Annotated in this window: 16 protein-coding genes, 2 tRNA genes, 1 other RNA gene and 1 pseudogene; 12 read left to right on the forward strand and 8 right to left on the reverse strand. The window is 39.3% G+C overall.

Translation table 11 applies throughout. The features are described 5' to 3' along the window. Positions 1 to 70: 70 nt before the first annotated feature. Together JWR61_RS27230 and hscB are read right to left on the reverse strand one after the other, a co-directional pair. Positions 71 to 157, reverse strand: a tRNA-Leu gene (locus JWR61_RS27230). 27 nt (positions 158 to 184) lie between these two features. Then, positions 185 to 664 carry a Fe-S protein assembly co-chaperone HscB gene (hscB, locus tag JWR61_RS27235; protein ID WP_301930798.1) on the reverse strand — a complete coding sequence of 160 codons (480 nt, stop codon included), beginning with the start codon at positions 662 to 664 and terminating at the stop codon, positions 185 to 187. A gap of 121 nt (positions 665 to 785) precedes the next feature. Here hscB and JWR61_RS27240 point away from each other — a divergent pair, with 121 nt between their 5' ends. Together JWR61_RS27240 and rnhA are read left to right on the forward strand one after the other, a co-directional pair. Continuing rightward, positions 786 to 1,988: an NAD(P)-dependent oxidoreductase gene (locus JWR61_RS27240; protein ID WP_301930799.1), complete on the forward strand. Its 1,203-nt coding sequence runs from the start codon at positions 786 to 788 to the stop codon at positions 1,986 to 1,988. Positions 1,989 to 2,067: 79 nt separating this feature from the next. Beyond that, positions 2,068 to 2,532, forward strand: a complete 465-nt coding sequence (rnhA, locus tag JWR61_RS27245; RefSeq protein WP_301930800.1) for a ribonuclease HI — start codon at positions 2,068 to 2,070, stop codon at positions 2,530 to 2,532. Positions 2,533 to 2,619: 87 nt separating this feature from the next. Here rnhA and JWR61_RS27250 read toward each other — a convergent pair whose 3' ends face one another. Then, positions 2,620 to 4,017 carry a PAS domain S-box protein gene (locus JWR61_RS27250; protein ID WP_301930801.1) on the reverse strand — a complete coding sequence of 466 codons (1,398 nt, stop codon included), beginning with the start codon at positions 4,015 to 4,017 and terminating at the stop codon, positions 2,620 to 2,622. 524 nt (positions 4,018 to 4,541) lie between these two features. On the opposite strand from JWR61_RS27250, the gene JWR61_RS27255 reads away from it, so the two are divergent. The 8 genes from JWR61_RS27255 to rnpB all read left to right on the forward strand — a co-directional run bounded on the left by JWR61_RS27255 (position 4,542) and on the right by rnpB (position 13,092). Continuing rightward, positions 4,542 to 4,682, forward strand: coding sequence for a hypothetical protein (locus JWR61_RS27255; RefSeq protein ID WP_290336311.1), 141 nt, complete (start codon positions 4,542 to 4,544; stop codon positions 4,680 to 4,682). A gap of 124 nt (positions 4,683 to 4,806) precedes the next feature. After that, positions 4,807 to 5,940 (forward strand): hypothetical protein, encoded by a 1,134-nt coding sequence (locus tag JWR61_RS27260; protein ID WP_301930802.1) that lies wholly within the window; start codon positions 4,807 to 4,809, stop codon positions 5,938 to 5,940. A 10-nt stretch (positions 5,941 to 5,950) separates the two neighbouring features. Then, the gene (locus JWR61_RS27265) at positions 5,951 to 7,057 is read left to right on the forward strand and encodes a sensor histidine kinase (RefSeq protein ID WP_301930803.1); all 1,107 of its coding nucleotides are present in this window, start codon (positions 5,951 to 5,953) and stop codon (positions 7,055 to 7,057) included. A 2-nt stretch (positions 7,058 to 7,059) separates the two neighbouring features. Further along, positions 7,060 to 7,779 carry a LytTR family DNA-binding domain-containing protein gene (locus JWR61_RS27270; protein ID WP_290336307.1) on the forward strand — a complete coding sequence of 240 codons (720 nt, stop codon included), beginning with the start codon at positions 7,060 to 7,062 and terminating at the stop codon, positions 7,777 to 7,779. A gap of 269 nt (positions 7,780 to 8,048) precedes the next feature. Beyond that, the gene (locus tag JWR61_RS27275) at positions 8,049 to 9,287 is read left to right on the forward strand and encodes a hypothetical protein (protein WP_301930804.1); all 1,239 of its coding nucleotides are present in this window, start codon (positions 8,049 to 8,051) and stop codon (positions 9,285 to 9,287) included. A gap of 436 nt (positions 9,288 to 9,723) precedes the next feature. Continuing rightward, positions 9,724 to 11,823, forward strand: coding sequence for a choice-of-anchor tandem repeat GloVer-containing protein (locus JWR61_RS27280; protein WP_301930805.1), 2,100 nt, complete (start codon positions 9,724 to 9,726; stop codon positions 11,821 to 11,823). A gap of 226 nt (positions 11,824 to 12,049) precedes the next feature. After that, positions 12,050 to 12,562, forward strand: a complete 513-nt coding sequence (locus JWR61_RS27285) for a VOC family protein (RefSeq protein ID WP_301930806.1) — start codon at positions 12,050 to 12,052, stop codon at positions 12,560 to 12,562. A 117-nt stretch (positions 12,563 to 12,679) separates the two neighbouring features. Next, positions 12,680 to 13,092, forward strand: an RNA gene (gene rnpB, locus JWR61_RS27290) — RNase P RNA component class A. Positions 13,093 to 13,178: 86 nt separating this feature from the next. Here the strand turns inward: rnpB and JWR61_RS27295 are convergent. The 5 genes from JWR61_RS27295 to JWR61_RS27315 form a co-directional block, all read right to left on the reverse strand. After that, positions 13,179 to 13,769 carry a GNAT family N-acetyltransferase gene (locus JWR61_RS27295; protein WP_301930807.1) on the reverse strand — a complete coding sequence of 197 codons (591 nt, stop codon included), beginning with the start codon at positions 13,767 to 13,769 and terminating at the stop codon, positions 13,179 to 13,181. Beyond that, entirely contained in the window at positions 13,770 to 14,234 is a 465-nt protein-coding gene (locus JWR61_RS27300; RefSeq protein ID WP_301930808.1) for an NUDIX hydrolase, read from the reverse strand. Position 14,235: 1 nt separating this feature from the next. Next, positions 14,236 to 15,174, reverse strand: coding sequence for a magnesium transporter CorA family protein (locus tag JWR61_RS27305; protein ID WP_290336302.1), 939 nt, complete (start codon positions 15,172 to 15,174; stop codon positions 14,236 to 14,238). A gap of 296 nt (positions 15,175 to 15,470) precedes the next feature. After that, positions 15,471 to 16,253: a diaminopimelate epimerase gene (gene dapF / locus JWR61_RS27310; RefSeq protein ID WP_301930809.1), complete on the reverse strand. Its 783-nt coding sequence runs from the start codon at positions 16,251 to 16,253 to the stop codon at positions 15,471 to 15,473. 78 nt (positions 16,254 to 16,331) lie between these two features. Beyond that, positions 16,332 to 17,216, reverse strand: a complete 885-nt coding sequence (locus JWR61_RS27315; protein WP_301930810.1) for a nucleoside phosphorylase — start codon at positions 17,214 to 17,216, stop codon at positions 16,332 to 16,334. Between the two features lie 86 nt (positions 17,217 to 17,302). On the opposite strand from JWR61_RS27315, the gene JWR61_RS27320 reads away from it, so the two are divergent. Both JWR61_RS27320 and JWR61_RS27325 read left to right on the forward strand, forming a co-directional pair. Next, positions 17,303 to 17,373, forward strand: a tRNA-Cys gene (locus tag JWR61_RS27320). A 246-nt stretch (positions 17,374 to 17,619) separates the two neighbouring features. Next, positions 17,620 to 17,854: pseudogene (locus tag JWR61_RS27325) on the forward strand (Arm DNA-binding domain-containing protein); the annotation flags it as partial.

Below are 17,854 nucleotides of genomic sequence, written 5' to 3' on the forward strand. Positions count from 1 at the left end.
AAGGGGATAGGCTGAAAAGTGCGTGAATGCTACGTTTGCGGGCATAAAAAAACCAGCTAAAAAGCTGGTTTGGTGCCCACGAAAGGAATCGAACCTTCACACCCTTGCGAATGGCAGATTTTGAGTCTGCTGCGTCTACCAATTCCGCCACATGGGCATTTATCTAACGGGTTGCAATATTACATCAATCAGCCAACCTGTCCAAAATACGTTGCAAATATTTTTTCTTAAAATAATATTCCTTCACTTTTAACAGGTCTGCAGTTGTAACTGTAGCATCATTATAATTTTCAATAATGGCTTTTACGCCGGAGTAGATCTCCCTTTCAAAATCATGTACGGCGGCGGCTGAATCATCGCTTAGTTCTTCATTCAGTTCCATTACCTCCATTAAAAAATCAGGTGGCAGCTGGTATTTTTCTTCTTCTTCCAGCAATCCCTTTAATTGCAGTACATATTTAATAGTACTCTCCTTATCTTTTAAAATTTTTAACGCCTTATTTACTGCAGACGATTTCTCAAGGGCGTCTTCCTGCTCTTCGTCGGTAGAGTGAGTAAAATAGTCGGGGTGATATTTTTTTTGTAATTCAAAATACTTTTTTGCAAGATGGCTATCGTCCACCTGCAAACTTACGGGCAGCTCAAATAAGTCAAAATAATTCATTGCGCAAATGTCAAATTGTAATAATAAAATTCCAAATTATAGTTACCCCAAAGTAGTAAAAAGTACAAATTGGTAAAACGGTATCAGTATATGTAATACCTTGCCGGTTTAAAAGAAGGCCATGCTAAAAATAGGTTTGATCAGAGAAGGCAAAGTACCCTGCGATAGCCGTGTAGCGCTTACGCCGGCGCAATGCAAGTGGCTGCATAAAAATTTCAAGGATATACGGGTTACTGTTCAGCATAGCGCCAGCCGTTGTTACAGCGATAAAGAGTACCAGCTGGCAGGTATACCTGTGCAGGAAGATATGAGTGCGTGTGATGTACTGATGGGCATCAAGGAAGTACCCGTTTCAATGTTGATTGATGGAAAAACTTATTTCTTTTTTTCCCACACAAAAAAATTACAGCCATACAACAGGGAGATGATACATGCCATGGCTGAAAAAAAAATTACTTTGATTGATTATGAGTGCCTGGAACATGAAGACGGCACCCGGATTATTGGGTTTGGTTTTTTTGCAGGTATAGTCGGTGCGCACAATGGTATGATGGCGTTTGGCAACAGAACCAATCTTTTTCACCTGCAGCGTGTTTATGAAGTAAACAGTTTTCAAAAGCTGATACATACTTATTTTGGTTTAAAAGTGCCGGTAATAAAAGTAGCAGTCACCGGCAGCGGGCGGGTGGCGCATGGCGTGCTGGAGATAATGAATCTCCTGGGCATTCATGAAGTGGAGGCAGAAGATTACCTGCAAAAGAAATTTACTTACCCTGTGTACGTTCATTTAAAAGGGGGAGACCTGTATGCTCATAAACAAACAGGTTTGTACAACCGAAACGACTTTCACCTGCATCCGGTCAACTACCGGTGTAAATTTATTGATTACGCAGGCGAAACAGATATATTACTGAACGGTATTTACTGGAACCGGGATATACCCCGGTTATTTGAATTAGCAGATATGCAGGCCAGCAATTTCAGTATTACCACCATTGCTGATATAACAGATGATATACATGGATCGGTGCCCTGCAACCTGGGCGAAAGTACCATTGCAGAACCGGTTTACGGCGTGGATAAAAATACTTTTGAGCGCACTGCACCCTATTTGCCCAACTCTGTAGATGTAATGGCTGTTGGCAATTTACCTAATGAATTACCAAGGGATGCGAGCAGGTATTTTGGCGAACAATTAATAAAATTTGTACTGGAGGATGTAAGAAAAGGGGGAAGTGAAACGCTGAACAAGGCAACTATCTTAAGGGCGGGCGTATTAAATTCACCTTATGATTATATGCGGGAGTATGTGGGTGCTTTGTGATTACCGCACGGAATAAACAGTAGGGTGTATAATCTTTTCATTATTAAATATAGATGGACGATCAATTTTAAAACATTACATGGAGGAAAAAATTCAATTGTATACAGATGGCGCTTCGAGGGGTAATCCTGGCAGGGGGGGATATGGGGCTATTTTATTATTTGGCCGGCATCGCAAGGAGTTGTCGCAGGGCTACCGGCTTACCACCAATAACCGGATGGAATTACTGGCGGTGATAGCGGGCCTGGAAGCCATCAAAAAAAATGAGTTACCGGTAACAGTTTTTTCGGATAGCCAATACGTTGTGAATGCAGTAGAAAAAGGCTGGCTAAAAAACTGGATAAAAACAGATTTTAAAGGTGGCAAAAAAAACAAAGATTTGTGGAAACACTATTATGAACTGGCAAAGAAATTTACCATTCGCTTTGTGTGGGTAAAAGGCCATGCAGATAATCCTTTGAATAACCGTTGCGACGAACTGGCCACGGCCGCTGCAGATGGAAAAAACCTGCTGGCAGATGCAGGATATGAAGAAGGATTATAGCAATGTGTCTGAAAAATACTGGTAAAAAATCTTTCAGCATGGACTAAATCTTAAAAAAGAAATTTGTATGGTAGTTTAGTCAGCTGGCTAAGGTAACGGTATTTCAATTTCGAGTGTAAACCCACAGCCGGGAGAAGATTTAGTACAAACCAATCCATTAAACATTTCAACACGACCTGCAATATTTTTTAATCCAATTCCTTTTACATCAGTGCCAGTGTCTGTTCCCTGACCATCATCTGCTATAATCATCTTAAAAATATGATCGGTAGTTTGAAGGGTTATATAAACATTTTTAGCTAAGGCGTGCTTTACAATATTGGTGCATTGTTCCTGTAAAATGCGGTAAATACCGAGTTTTTGTTGTTTGTTCAGCATAGATTCTGAAAAAAGCCGGGTATCAATCTGAATTGATAACCCGGCTATTGTTAGCATAGATTCGGTAAGTTTTCTTAATTGATCCGGCAGGGTTTCGGTTTCAAAATCGGGACTGGCTAATACCCTCGCTATTTTTCTGTTTTCTTCGATAGCTACAAAAATATTTTCATTGCATTGTCGTAATAAATCGTCCGCAATACCTGCGCTGCCTGCCCGCTGAATCATCAGGGAAATCATCAGTTTGGTTGCTACCAGCAACTGGTTAACATTGTCGTGCAGTTCCCTCCCTATAATGTTTCGTTCGTTTTCCTGAGCTGCCAGTGCAGTAGTGATTATTTTTTTTTGTTCATTGTGCTGCTGCTCTGCAAGGGCGGCTTCCAGTTTTTTGCGGTCAGTAATATTGTTACTGATGGCGAGATATTGGCAGGGTTTGTTATGTTCATCGTTAAAAGGGATAATGATTGTGTCTACCCAATATGGTTCACCTTCTTTAGTAAAATTTAAAAACTCTCCATGCCAGGTAGTACCACTTTGTATGGTTGACCACAATTTGCTGTAATAACCCGCATGCTGATAACCCGCATGCATAATGTACTGGTTGTTATCCATAATTTCAGACGCCTGGTAACCTGAGATATCACAGCAAATTTTGTTTACATAAGTAATTACACCATTACTATCAGTTATAGCAATGATCGCAGTCTCGTTTAGTGCATGCTCATAGTTTATCACCTGTCCGTTCGATATTTTCTGTTTACAGGCAGTTTTTATTGCCATTGGTAACCTGGCCATCCTGTCTTTAAGAATAAAATCTGTTGCACCTTTTTCTATGATATCAACAGCTACTGTTTCCGATACAGATCCCGATAGTAAAATAAACGGTGTATCCTTTGAACGGCTTCGTAAAATACTTAACGCATCTACCGCTGTGAACTGGGGTAAACAATTATCAGACAACACAACATCCGGTTCAAAACAATCAAGTGCTTCCATGTATCCATCCAGGTTATTAGTGCAGTAAAATTCCGGTTCATTCATTTCACTCTCAAGCAATTCTTTAACAAGCTGCACATCGAACGGGTTATCTTCCAGTATTAAAATTTTCATACAGGGTTTAATTTCAATCATAATTTTTGTCATTTACCATTGCGATAACCATATACAATCCGGTAGTTCAACTAAAGGAGCTTGTTTAAATGATACACGGCGCTATCAAACGGTACAGGAAAATAATGACTGTAAATCAATCAATAAAGTATAGAATACCTGGCATTTTTTCATTCCGTTTCAGTAGGTAGTGTGCTGGAGACAAAGATAAATCAGCCCTTTGCTCAACACTCACCAAAAAATTATTTACACCACCACAATAAGGCGTTTCACGTAATATTCGCTTCTTAAAAAGCCAGTACGGCATAAATATCTTGTTCTTTAAACCTCTCTTACACAATGGATCGGGTATAAAATTAAACTATGGGGAAACTGTTACGCAATTATAAAAGCGGCTTTCACGACTGTAATACGGGATTTTACGTAAAGCTTTTTTTTGATCAGGCCTTTACAATCATCTTTGGGTTGTAAAATAAATTGAACACTCAATCATCACATTTCAAAAAATCTTAAAACTTAAAATCATGACTTTACAAGAAAACATTTTTGCAAACGCATTGACAATCGAAGAACTGGAAGCGAAATTGAAAGCAACAGTAGAAAACACATTGAACTTTCTTTCAGAAGGTAGTTGTGGAGTGAGCACACAAATATCTGCTACATAGTCATTTTTTATGAAGGCAAAATACTTGATATGACTGACCTCTTAAAAAAGGAATCTTTAATGGGGTTCCTTTTTTCATTTGCGCATTTTCGAATTAATTTTTATCACACTTCAATTAAAATATCATGTGTCAACTTACTTATACCGAAGAAAGGGACAGACTGATTAATGATTTTACTGCAGCCTTCACAACAAAAGAAGATGAATATCTAAACGGGCAGATGAACATGGTAAGTGCTGCGTTGAGCAACTATCTTCCTGCCATTGACTTTGAAAAGCATGAAAGTATTTATAAAGATATTTTGTTGCACAAAAAATTAAGTATTTTGGAGCAATCCAACTATGAATCGCTTGAGTATGTTGATATGGAAAATTGTACTGATGAGATTTTGCTCCTGTTAAAAAATAAACCCACGATTATATGCACTTTTCATACGGGATCTTACAGGCTGCTTAATCTTTTTCTGATGAAAAACAAAATTCCGTATTCATTGGTAGTGGGTGAAGATGTGGTTCAACGAGATGGGATTCAATTCCAGAATATATACAATAGTTTGCCAGGGAATGCCGACGAAAATAATTTCAGTATTATTGATGCGGAAAAAGCCAACGTAGGTTTGCAAATGCTGCGGGAGCTGAAAAGAGGAAGAAGTCTGGTTTTATACATGGATGGTAATACAGGTTCTGGTGCAGCCACTACAAAGAATGACAACCGTTGTATTGTAGATTTTTTGCACCAGCAAATATATGCCCGAAAGGGCATCGCATTCTTGGCACATGCTGCAAATGTTCCAATAATAACGGCAACCAGCTACCGAAAATCAAACGAAAATATAAAACTTAAATTTTTTGATCCTATTTTTCCTGATCTGTCGAAGGAAAGAAACTTGTTTGCACAAGAAACTACCCAGCAAATTTATGATCTTATTGCCCCTATCATTACAGCTTACCCAGGGCAGTGGGAAGGATGGTTATATATTCACAAGGTAGCCAACATTATAAATATGGATAAAGCGTCAGTGGGTAAAAACGTTGGAATGCCTACAGAAAAAGTTTCTCTTGATTCATTTCGATTTGGTATTTTTAAAATAAATGGCACATCATTTTTATTAAGAAAAGGTAGTTACTCGTTTTATACCATAACTGATCACTTATATGATATATTAACAAAGTGCAGTATGGGGGCAGTTAAAAAAGACTGTATGGAAGATTCATTGTTTAATCAATTGTATGAGCAAGGTGTTATCAACTACGTCTGAAGGGCTACATATGAATCGACTTGTAATGGCAAGCGGTGCTCCTGCAGAAAAGAAAAAATATTCACAAGTATTATTGCATGTGAGTGCCTGGGTGCTGTATGTAAGCTTTATTTATATTGCTAATTATATGGGTAATCCCAATATTAAACTCCTTAATATTATATTGTACCTTATTCCATTTTGCATCACATTTTATGTTAGTCTGTACTTTCTAAATATTTATAAAGTATGGGGGCCAATTTGGAGCGTTGCATCTTTTTTTATAGTTTTTCTTGTAATGGCTCTTATTGCATATTGCTATATTTATCTCCTTCTGCCGCTTCTCGGAATGAAGATTAATAGTTCTGATAAATTGGGCGTTTTTTTACGCGAGGCCGTTCTTCAATATGTTCAGGCGGCTTCTTACTCCATGCTTTATTTTCATATTACGGAGTCATTCAAAAAAGAACGCGAATTAAGAAAATTACAGGAAGAAAAACTCCGCAACGAACTGGAAAATTCTATCTTAAAACAGCAGGAATTAAAATCGCAGAAAGACAAACTAATGCTGGAATATGCCTTTTTGCGCTCGCAGGTAAATCCCCATTTTTTACATAATACATTGAATGTACTTTTTTCCCAGGCACTGGAACATTCGCAGGACCTGGCAGATAATATCTCCAAACTGTCCCGCATTATGCGTTACTCTCTGGAAAGTGTAGAGTACGACAGTGATAAAGTTTTTGTGCAGAAAGAGTTAGACAACCTTCACTTACTGATCGAGATCAATAATATTCGTTTTGCCTATTCCAAGGTAATTGAATATGTAATTGAAGGTGAAGTAACAGATCAGATGTTGCCGCCTTTATCTATGATTACCGTAGTTGAAAACGCCTTTAAATATGGTGATTTAAAAGATGCCAAAAACCCTTTAAAAATCAGGGTGCAATTAAAACCCGGACAGGTATATTTTTATTGTAAAAACAAAGTCAGGAAAAACAATTTAGAAATATCATCCCACAATATAGGGATGGCCAATTTATGCAAGCGGCTGGATGTAGCTTTTAAAGGAAAGTATAGTATGAATGCCTGTGATGACAAAGATTTCTATACTTTTGAATTAACAGTAAACACCTAGGCATGATAAAATGTGTGATAATTGATGATGAGCAGCCCGCCATCAATGTGCTAAAAAATTATATTAACCGGCTTCCTGATTGTAAATTAATTGCTACTGAAACCAACCCTTTAGCCGGTATTGAAATAATAAAAACTGAAAAGCCAGACCTGGTTTTTTTAGATATACAGATGGATGAAATGAATGGCATAGAGGTTATGAAAACCATCAATCAAATTACCAAAGTAATTTTCTGTACCGCGTATTCAGAGTTTGCAGTAACAAGCTATGAACTGGATGCGGTGGATTATTTAATGAAACCCATCGATTTTAACCGCTTTGTAAAAGCCGTGCAAAGGGTTGCTGAAAGCCCTGCTCCACCAACCTCTGTATTTACCGAATCATTACCGAACGATTATATTTTTGTAAAAACAGGCCAACGCGGCAAAATGCTCAAAATTGATTTGGACGATATCGATTATGTTGAGGCCATGAACAATTACATCGCGTTTCACCAGGGTGGGCGTAAAACAATGGCCCATCTTACTATGAAGGAAATTGAAGAGCGACTGCCTTCCGGCAGCTTTATGCGCATTCATAAATCCTACATCGTTGCCCTAAAACAAATTTCCGGAATGGAAAACAACGAGTTGAGTTTAAAAAAGGTTCCCGGCCGCATTCCCATTGGAGCCAATTACAGGGATATTTTTATGAAACGCATGGAACAAAAACTGATGCGGTAATTTAAATTACAGCGATGTGCCAAATAGCCACGAGTTCGGCGATGATTCGAACGTACATCGTTTTTGTTCTTTTCAAATTGGCAGCTCTACTCATTATTTTAATAGCTGTTTATATAGTTATGGTTTTAGCCCCGTATTGTATTTTGTGACAAGCGGCTAACACCAGCCGTAAATTATCAATAATTTTAAAGCATAGAAAAATGGTATCCGGTTTTTTGCAAGGCTGCAATCAATCGAAATATTTTCTGCTACAGTTAAAGATAATCGCCATGTACAAAAACAGATTGCTCTCCATACTATATTTTATTTTTATCCTGATGGCATGCTGCTTCTTTAAGCAGGCGAAAGGTCAGCAATACGACTGTAATTTTAAAGGACCTGTAATCAATATTGATTTTGGAACCGGCGAGCCGGACAAAGAAGTTACAGCAGTACGCCCGCCCAATTATCATAAGGTAAATTTTGTATGTCCCAATGATGGCGATTATACCTATGCAACTTATACCAGTGATTGTTTTGGCGGCAACTGGCATACGTTAGCAGAAGACCACACCGCCGGTGATGCAGACGGGAGGATGATGGTGGTGAATGCTTCAGAAGATCCGGGTACATTTTTTATCAATTATATTTCAGGACTCAAGCCCAATACTACCTACGAATTTTCAGTTTGGTTTGTAAATATCTGCATCACCGGAAATTGCGGTACCATTTATTCTCCTGACATCAGCATCGACATTTCTTCCGGCGATTTCAAAATAGCACGGTTTTCAACAGGTGTTATTTCACCCACAACACAACCCGTCTGGAAAAAATACACGGGCCTGTTTACCGTTCCGCCGGGAGCAACAGTGGTAGCCATAAAAATGGATGACAATGCCAATGGTGGCTGTGGAAATGATTTTGCAATGGATGATATTTTAATTAAAGAATGCAGGTTGCCTGAATTGCCGGTTACTGTACAACCAGTACCATTGCCGGCGAAACCGGATGAAGTAAAGGCAGAAAAGAAACCGGTACCTGTTGTAAAGCAACCTGTCCCTGCTTTGGCTAATGCTAAAAAAAGCAATGTTGATATTTCCAGGGTTCCGCTTGCTGTAAATCCTGCTGCACCTGCCATGGTTAAAACAGATAATTTATTTAAAGTCCCTGTTCCAACCGTAATAGCCACCCGTGCAAATCTATTAATAAAGAAGATTGAAACTGAAGCCACAGAGATGGTAATTGAGCTGTATGATAATGGAGAGATAGATGGAGATACTGTCACCATTTATCATAACAACCAATTACTGGTGGCGCATGCCGGCCTTACGGCAAAGCCTATCACGTTTAAAATAAAAGTAGATAAGGAACATCCGCATCATGAGTTGGTGATGGTGGCAGATAACCTTGGCTCCATACCGCCCAATACTTCCCTGATGATACTTACGGCGGGGGGCAAACGTTATGAAATCTTCATCTCCTCTACCGAACAAAAAAATGCCAAAATAGTAATTGATTTAAAGGAATGATGTGTCGAAAATGTTGCGTTCGGATTGTAGGGTCTTTGCCGGTTGAGGCAAAAAGCATACAAGTAGCCTTATGTTTTTTCGCGTGCCTTCAAGGGGCATGAAAAACGGTCCCGCTTAAATGCTTCTTAGTATAGCGGGCGAAGTGCATATGATATGGAACGTGCGTTAACCGCTATTGCACTTATTACCTTAACAAAGCAGATAGCGATCAAAAAGACACGTTCACAAAACGATACCTACAATTTTTATTTTATATTCAGATCGGCCGTAGCTTTAACATCAAATGCTATTGTAATAAATTACACATTTTAAGAAGCATAGCTCCACACTCCTCTGCAATTGCCTTTTCAATACCTAAGTTTTTGTTAACCGACAGTTCTAACTGGAACAATTATTTATTCTATTCAAATTTTTTAACTTAAAAATTAGAGGTATTATGAAAAAAGTTTTACTAGGTTTTATGTGCTTTTTTATTAGCATTACCGCTATCAATGCGCAAACATTGTATGGTACTACCTTCGCCGGAGGTGCAAATGGTACCGGCACTATCGTTAAATATACTGTTGCTACCAATGAATTGGTAGTGGTCAAATCTTTTGATGCTGTTTCTTCTGACCCGGCTGCCACAAACGATGGGGTTAATCCTTCAGCAAGCCTGATCCAGGCAAGCGATGGTAAATTATACGGGATGACTATTAACGGCGGTACTGGTAACAACGGCGTTATTTTCTCTTATGATCCCCGTACTTCCCAATACACAAAACTTAAAGACTTTCAGGGCATTGATGGAGCCCATCCCTATGGCAGCTTGTTGGAGGCCAGCGATGGAAAATTATATGGAATGACCACGTACGGAGGAACGAATGGCAGTGGCGCTGCCAGCGGAGTTCTTTTTTCTTATGCACCGGCTTCTTCCACTTTTACCAAAATGATGGATTTTAATTATACTATTGGCAGCAACCCTTTCGGCAGCCTGATTCAGGGCATTGATGGGAAGTTATATGGCATGACCGAGTACGGTGGTACGGCTGTGGGGCCTACCGGGAACATAATAGGTGGTACAGGTACAATTTTTTCTTTTAATCTGTTGACCTCAATTTTTACTCGCCTGTACGATTTCCTTGACGCACCGGGATCGCCGCGTGGCAGTTTGGTACAGGCCACGGATGGCAGGCTCTACGGTATGGCTCCTGGCTATGGTATCCGGGGTTCAAACTATGGTTTTATTTTTTCTCTCGACACTTCTAATGTACCCACACCTTATTCTGAACTTTACAGGTGTGATGGCACCAACTATCTCAACGGTTTTCGACCATTGGCAAGCTTTATACAGGCATCCGATGGTAAACTTTATGGTACAATGAGTTTCGGAAATGGAGCTTCGGTAGGTGGAACGTTGATTTCTTTTGATCCTTTAACAGCAACAGTTACAAATTTGAATAATTTTACCGGTACAAATGGACTCAACCCGCAGGGTAATCTTATACAGGCAAGCAATGGAAAATTGTACGGTTCAACCCCCGCAGGAGGAAGTAACGGGCTTGGTGTCATTTTTTCGTATGATCCTGTCGCAGCCGCTTACTCAAAACTTATAGATTTTGATGGGGCCAATGGTGCCAGCCCTGGTCTTGGCTCTGCATTTATTGAATATTCTGATTGTAGTACACTCACAATTTTTTACAAAGATGCAGATGGAGATGGTTATGGTAATGCTACAGACAGTATAAAAGCCTGTACCACACCGGTGGGCTATGTAGCGAATAAGACCGATTGTAACGATAGCAATAACGCCGTTCACCCAGGTGCGGTTGAAATTTGTGGCAATGGCATCGATGACAATTGTGACGGACAGATTGATGAAGGATGCCCGGGTAATCCTGTGCTGAGTATAAATAACGTAAGCGTGAGTGAATCAGCGGGAGCGGCGGTTTTAACACTGAGCCTTTCAAAGAAATCTACTCAGTCTGTTACGGTAGAGTATAAAACAAAAGATGGCACGGCAATCAGCAAAGCCAAAAAGCAAAATCCCGCTGATTATGTTGATGCGAAAGGTACAGTGACAATACCAGCAGGTGCTCAAACAGCAACGCTTTCTATAACAATACTCAACGATGCTGTAACGGAATCAACTGAGCAATTTTATGTAGACTTGAGTAAAGCCACCAATGCTACCATTACAAAATCGACAATGGCTACCGTTACAATAACTGACGGGGCGGCTTCACGAACTGCATTGTTACAGGGCAACTTACAATTAGCGGGTGAAAGAGAATTGTCAGCTGGTAAATTCAACATCAGCATTGCACCTAATCCAAGCAACAACCGGTTTAATGTAAGTATCGAAACTGCTGATACAAAAGAAAAAATTAGCCTCCGTGTAACAGATATGCAGGGTAGGCTGATTGAGCAACGTAACAATATTTATACGGGACAAACCATACAAATAGGGGACGGATATAAAACCGGCGTTTATTTTGTAGAAGTGATACAGGGCAATACAAAAAGGCAGCTTAAGGTAATTAAAGTGGCCAATTAAAAAATATAGAAATTAAAAAGACCAACCCCATTCATTTTGAGTGGGGTTTTCTTTTAGATACTGTTCATCAAAACGTTTTATATAGTTGTATGATGCAATTAATTTTCACATCATTTCAACAAGATAAGTGGAACCGTTTTTGTGGCAATAGCAGGGATAATGCGCAGAAAAAAATAACTTAAAAATTCTTCTAACGCGTAATAATAATCATTTAAAAATTAAGATTATGGCAACAATGCAGAAAATTACCTCAAACTTATGGTTTGACAGGCAGGCCGAAGAAGCTGCAAAGTATTACACATCTATTTTTAAAAATTCAAAAATCGGCAGAATTACCCGCTATGGTAAGGAAGGATTTGAAATACATAAAATGCCGGAGGGCACAGTATTAACTGTAGAATTCTGGCTGGAAGGGCAGCAGTTTTTAGCACTCAATGGTGGTCCGTTATTTAAATTTAATGAGGCAGTATCATTTGTGATCAATTGTGAAACGCAGGAGGAGATTGATTTTTATTGGAACAAGCTTACACAGGGCGGAGATGAAAAAGCCCAGCAATGCGGCTGGCTAAAAGATAAATTCGGGTTATCATGGCAGGTAACACCAACCATATTACCAGATATGCTTGCAGACAAAGATTCAGCAAAATCGGAAAGTGTTATGCATGCAATGATGCAGATGAAGAAGATTGATATTGCTGCGTTGAAGAAGGCGTATTCAAACCAGCTTCAGCAGCATTAATAATTTGAAGTATCTAAAAGTGACGATGATCAAACATCATTTATCAAAAGCCAGCTTAGCTATATTGCCATGCTGGCTTTTACTTTTTGTGCAATAAATTAAAGCTAACTTTGAGGTTCTATCAGCCAGGCTATCGCTCCAATTAATTTGGAGAGGAAAGTCCGGACAGCAAAGGGCGACACACCGGTTAAGCGCCGGCTGCCTGTAAAAAGGCAAGAGACAGTGCCACAGAAAATAACTGTCCCGCCTTGGCGGGATGAGGGTGAAAATGTGAGGTAAGAGCTCACGGGTTATTACAGTAATGTAAAAACCGGGTAAACCTTGTGTGCTGTAATGCCATGTACATCCCGGTTTATGGGCAATTGGTTTTGCCAGTTGTTGCGTAATGTAAGCTGCCCGCTTACTATCATAGCAATATGTGCCGGGAAGGGTAGGCAGCAAGATCTTGTCAGTAATGGCAAGGCCAGATAAATGATGGCCGTTCTGAGCAATCAGGATAACAGGATCCGGCTTATTGGCTGATAGAATTTTTTTGACTTGATGGAGGATGCTGGATGCTGGTTTCCGGATACTAGATACTTATCGCTAACGTTAATCCCTAAGTTTAACTTAAAACTTATAACTCATAACTGTTTTTCACCGCCGGCCATTCTTCTTTTATAAAACTAAAGTACACTGTATTTCTAACCGTACCATTATCTGTTATCATGTGGTTGCGCAGAATACCCTCTTTTACCGCACCAATTTTTAACATGGCCGCCTGCGATTTTAAATTGAGCTGACTGGTTTTTAATTCAATCCTGTTTAACTGTAATTCATCGAATCCAAAATTCAGCAACAGACTTTTACACGCTTTATTAATGCCGCTGCCCTGCAGGCTGGGTGCATACCAGGTCCAGCCAATTTCCATTCTTTTGTGTGCAAACGCAATATTGCCGTAACGGGTACAACCGCCATAGCAATTATTGAGTTTATCATATACGGCAAACGGATAAGCTGTGCCGGACTGTCTTTCGGCTAATGCAACATCAAAATATTTTCTAAAATCCGCTTCGTTAAGAATGGTATTGCTGGTGAATTGCCACAACACTTTTTCCATGGCGATGGGTAACAGCAAGCCATAATGTTTTTCCTGTAAAGGCTCCAGCCTGGCACGGTTGTTTTCCAGTACATGTTCTGTGTTAAAAAAATCTGCAGGGTTCATCATCTAATATTTTTCTTTTACTAAAGCAGCCACAATTTTATCAATCGGAAGTGTAACCGCTTCGGGTTTAAAATTTTCCCAGTCAATAAAACGAACGGTTTCTATTTGCCTGGTTTGCTCATATATAGCCATCTGCGCTTCATCAAAATCAAATTCAGTGGTTTTAATTGGAGCAGTAATCGGTTCCAGTGCATGCGCAAAATAGTAAATAGCAATGATCTGGTGATCGGGCGTAAAGGCACTCATCTGAAAAATGTCAGTGGTATAAATATGTTCACCAATGCGCACATCCAGGTTAACCTCTTCTTTAAATTCCCTTTGCAAACAGTCCCTGGTACCTTCTCCAAATTCTAATCCGCCTCCCGGAAATTTGGTATAATAACTTCCCCTGATGTATTCATCACTTACCAATACCTGTTTATTTTCGTTTAATAAAATACCGTATACCCTTACATTAAATTTACTCATCTTATTTTTTTACACGTTTAATATAGTTAATGATTACAAAAACCACAATAATCATTGAAATAATGACCGGTACCCAAAAAGCATACGGCGTATCCTTATAGGGAATTGGTACATTCATACCATAAATACTGGCTATTAAAACGGGGACACTTAAAAAAATCGTAAGTGTTGTAAGCCGCTTCAGCACTTCATTCTGGTTGTTGCTGATGATGCTGGCAAAGGCATCCAGCGTGCTGTTCAGTATGTTGGTATAAGTGTTCGCCATCTCAAGGGCCTGGCTTGTTTCCACTACCAAATCATCCAGAAAATCTTTTTCATCTTCATTTAGTTGTAAAAAATTTGTCCGGGCCATTTTAATCATCAACAATTCGTTGCTGCGCAAGGCTGTAATAAAATACACCAGGCTTTTTTGAATGCGCATCAGCTGAAGCAACTCTTCATTTCTGTTGGCAATATATAATTTTTGTTCCAGCGTATTGCGCCGCAGGTTAATTTCCTTCAGGTAATCCTGGAAATTGTTCGTCACCTTTTCAAATATTTTCAGCACCATCATGTTCTTTTTATCCATGCTGCGGTTTTGAAAAGTATTCAGGAATTTTTTGATGGCTTCGTTTTCAAATGAGTTAACTGTTACAATCTGGTTGTGTGTTAATATGATGCAAATAGGAATGGTTATATAAAAAGCATCACTTTCGTTAAACGAATTATTTTCGGTAGGCGTTTTTATTACTACCAGTTTTACATTGTCATCAATTTCGTACCGGCTGCGTTCATCAATATCCAATGAATCTGTCAAAAAATCGATTGGTATTTCCAGCGAAACGCTTAGTTCATTAAACTCTTCCTGTTTTAGCGGAGGCAACACATTCACCCAGGTATCGGCGGCTGGTTTGTCAACGGCAATGGTTTGGTGATCTATGTTTTTAAAGTATTGTATCATTCTTTTTTATAGCGGCGTTGAAATGGCTGATGGCTGATTTTTTGATGGCTGATTTTATTTGGTTAGCAGGTGATTGTGTAGTTGTGGTTGCATACTGTTTGTAAATGATGATATTTTGCCAGTTGAGGTTTATTAATTCAGTTTCATTGACAGCCACTCACGATTTTACCGGGACTGTACTCCTGTGCTGTTATATTTTTCCCGGTAAAGCGATCAACGTCATCCAGGTATTTATCCTGACTCTGCTTTATGCCATTGAGCTGTCATTTACAGGCATCACGGGGCGGTCAAACTGGTTAAATATTCATCTCACCTTTAAACACAAATTCTGCAGGACCGCAAAGCCAGATGTTTTCAAAATGATTATCATCAATTTTATCAAATTCAACACTTAACCGGCCTCCGGGAGTTTTTACATCTACCGTATTAAACCCGCTTTGATTGTGAGCGCTTAACAAGGCTGCGGCTGTAACTCCGGTACCGCAACTTAGGGTTTCATTTTCAACGCCGCGTTCGTAGGTGCGAACATAAATAGTGTCTTCATTGATGGTTTCTACAAAATTCACATTAATACCTTCATCCGCAAAAGCCTTGCTGTAGCGAATGTCAGCACCTGTTGCGGCTACATCAATATCTTCAACTGCATCCGTAAACTTAACAAAATGTGGCGAGCCGGTATTGATAATAGCGTGGTGTGTATGGTAATCGACCTCATTCACATTCTGCATTTTTAAACTCACCGTACCATCGCTGTCAATTTCAGCTTCGTGTGTACCGTCTATGGCAATAAAACGATACAAGCTTTTATGTATACCCTGGTTATGGGCAAACTTAACAAGGCAACGTCCACCGTTGCCGCACATGGTGCTCTGATTGCCATCCGCGTTGTAATACACCATTTCGAAATCGTATCCTTCCTTTTTACCCAGTAACATCAGGCCGTCTGCGCCGACGCCAAAGTGCCTGTCGCAAATCAGTTTAATTTGTTTGGTAGTCAGTGACGTAACTTCATTATGATAATTGTCCAGAATCACAAAATCATTGCCTGTACCATGGTATTTAAAAAAGTTGATTTTCATACTTATCCACTGTTTATTCGTAAAGATGCTCAAATATCTCAATATCCCAATAATTCAATCTTAAAATAACCCAACACATCATTCAATTTCTTTTTCTATAATTTCCAATGATTGTTTAATTAAGTTATCAACCGCAAGTCCGCCGTCTGCAGAAAATTCTTTACTGATCCTGTTAGCAACAATGGCATTTAAACTTAAACAATGATGTCCCAGCGCTGTACCCAATCCATAAATGGCAGCTGTTTCCATTTCAAAATTAGTAATGCGGTGGTTACCAAAACTAAAACTTGTTAATTGATCAATCAGTTGCGGGTAAGCCAGTCCAAGCCTCAGAATCCGTCCCTGCGGCGCATAAAAGCCCGGACAGGTAACTGTAATACCCTGGTGATAATTTTTTGTAAAATGTTTTAATAACTGCACGCTGGCCATAAAAATATAGGGAGCAATATTACCTGAATTTAATTGGGTATGGGTATTAAAAGCCTGTATCAGTTGTATGTCGGCATCATTGCTTTGTGTACGGTAAAAGTTGATCATATTGTCAAGGCCAAGGCCGTGAGTGCTGGCTACAAAGCTGTCTACGCCAATTTCTTTCTGCAGCGAACCAGACGTGCCCAACCGAATAATGTTAAGCGAACGGAGCTGTTCGTTGATCATACGTGTTTCAAAATTAATATTTACCAGTGCATCCAGTTCATTTAATACAATGTCAATATTATCAGGGCCTATGCCGGTGCTAACACAACTGATTTGTTTTTTTCCAAGCCAGCCGGTGTGTGTAACAAATTCCCGGTGTTCATTTTTAAAATCAATCCGGTCAAAATATTTACTTACTTCTTTCACCCTGCCAGGATCGCCGACGGTAATGACAGTAGAGGCAATTTCTTCGGGCCTGCAATTGATATGGTATACTGCACCCCGGTCGTTGATAATTAATTCCGATTCCGCAATGCGACCGCTCATAAAATAATATTTGAATGCCGAATTTCGGATATAGTAATTAGATTTTCTAAAATAAAAATCCCCTATATTTGCACTCGTTTAAAAAAGGTCCTGTGGCCGAGTGGCTAGGCAAAGCTCTGCAAAAGCTTCTACAGCAGTTCGAATCTGCTCGGGACCTCTGAAGGGGATTATCGGTAAGATAATCCCCTTCTCTATTTTTACCTATCCTTACTGTAAGCAACTTATTTTCAGGTTGTTATAACAATTTTTTCCTTCTACTGTATTTACCTTCATTTTCAACTTTACCCCCTTTAATTGATTATTTGATAGACTAAAAAATAGACCGAAAATTAGCGACTATCAATTAAGGGCCAATGACCACACTATAGCCTTAAACATCATAGTAAAAGCTAAAAAGAAATATATGCATTTGCAAGTGAAAGCTGTTTGTAAAGCAGCAAAAGCCAAGAAGGATAATACCAGTACGATTGCAATCCAATATTGTTACACAAGTGAAAAAAGAGCACTACTGGATTCAGGGTTATCAATCCCTCCCCAATATTGGATTGAGAAAAAAGGGCGGGTTTCGGATGCCTTGCCTGAAACGTTTGGTAACGCAATTGAATTAAACCATCAGTTGCACCAGGAGTTAAAATGTG

The sequence above is a fragment of the Ferruginibacter sp. genome (assembly GCF_028288465.1).
In the GTDB taxonomy this organism is placed as follows: domain Bacteria; phylum Bacteroidota; class Bacteroidia; order Chitinophagales; family Chitinophagaceae; genus Ferruginibacter.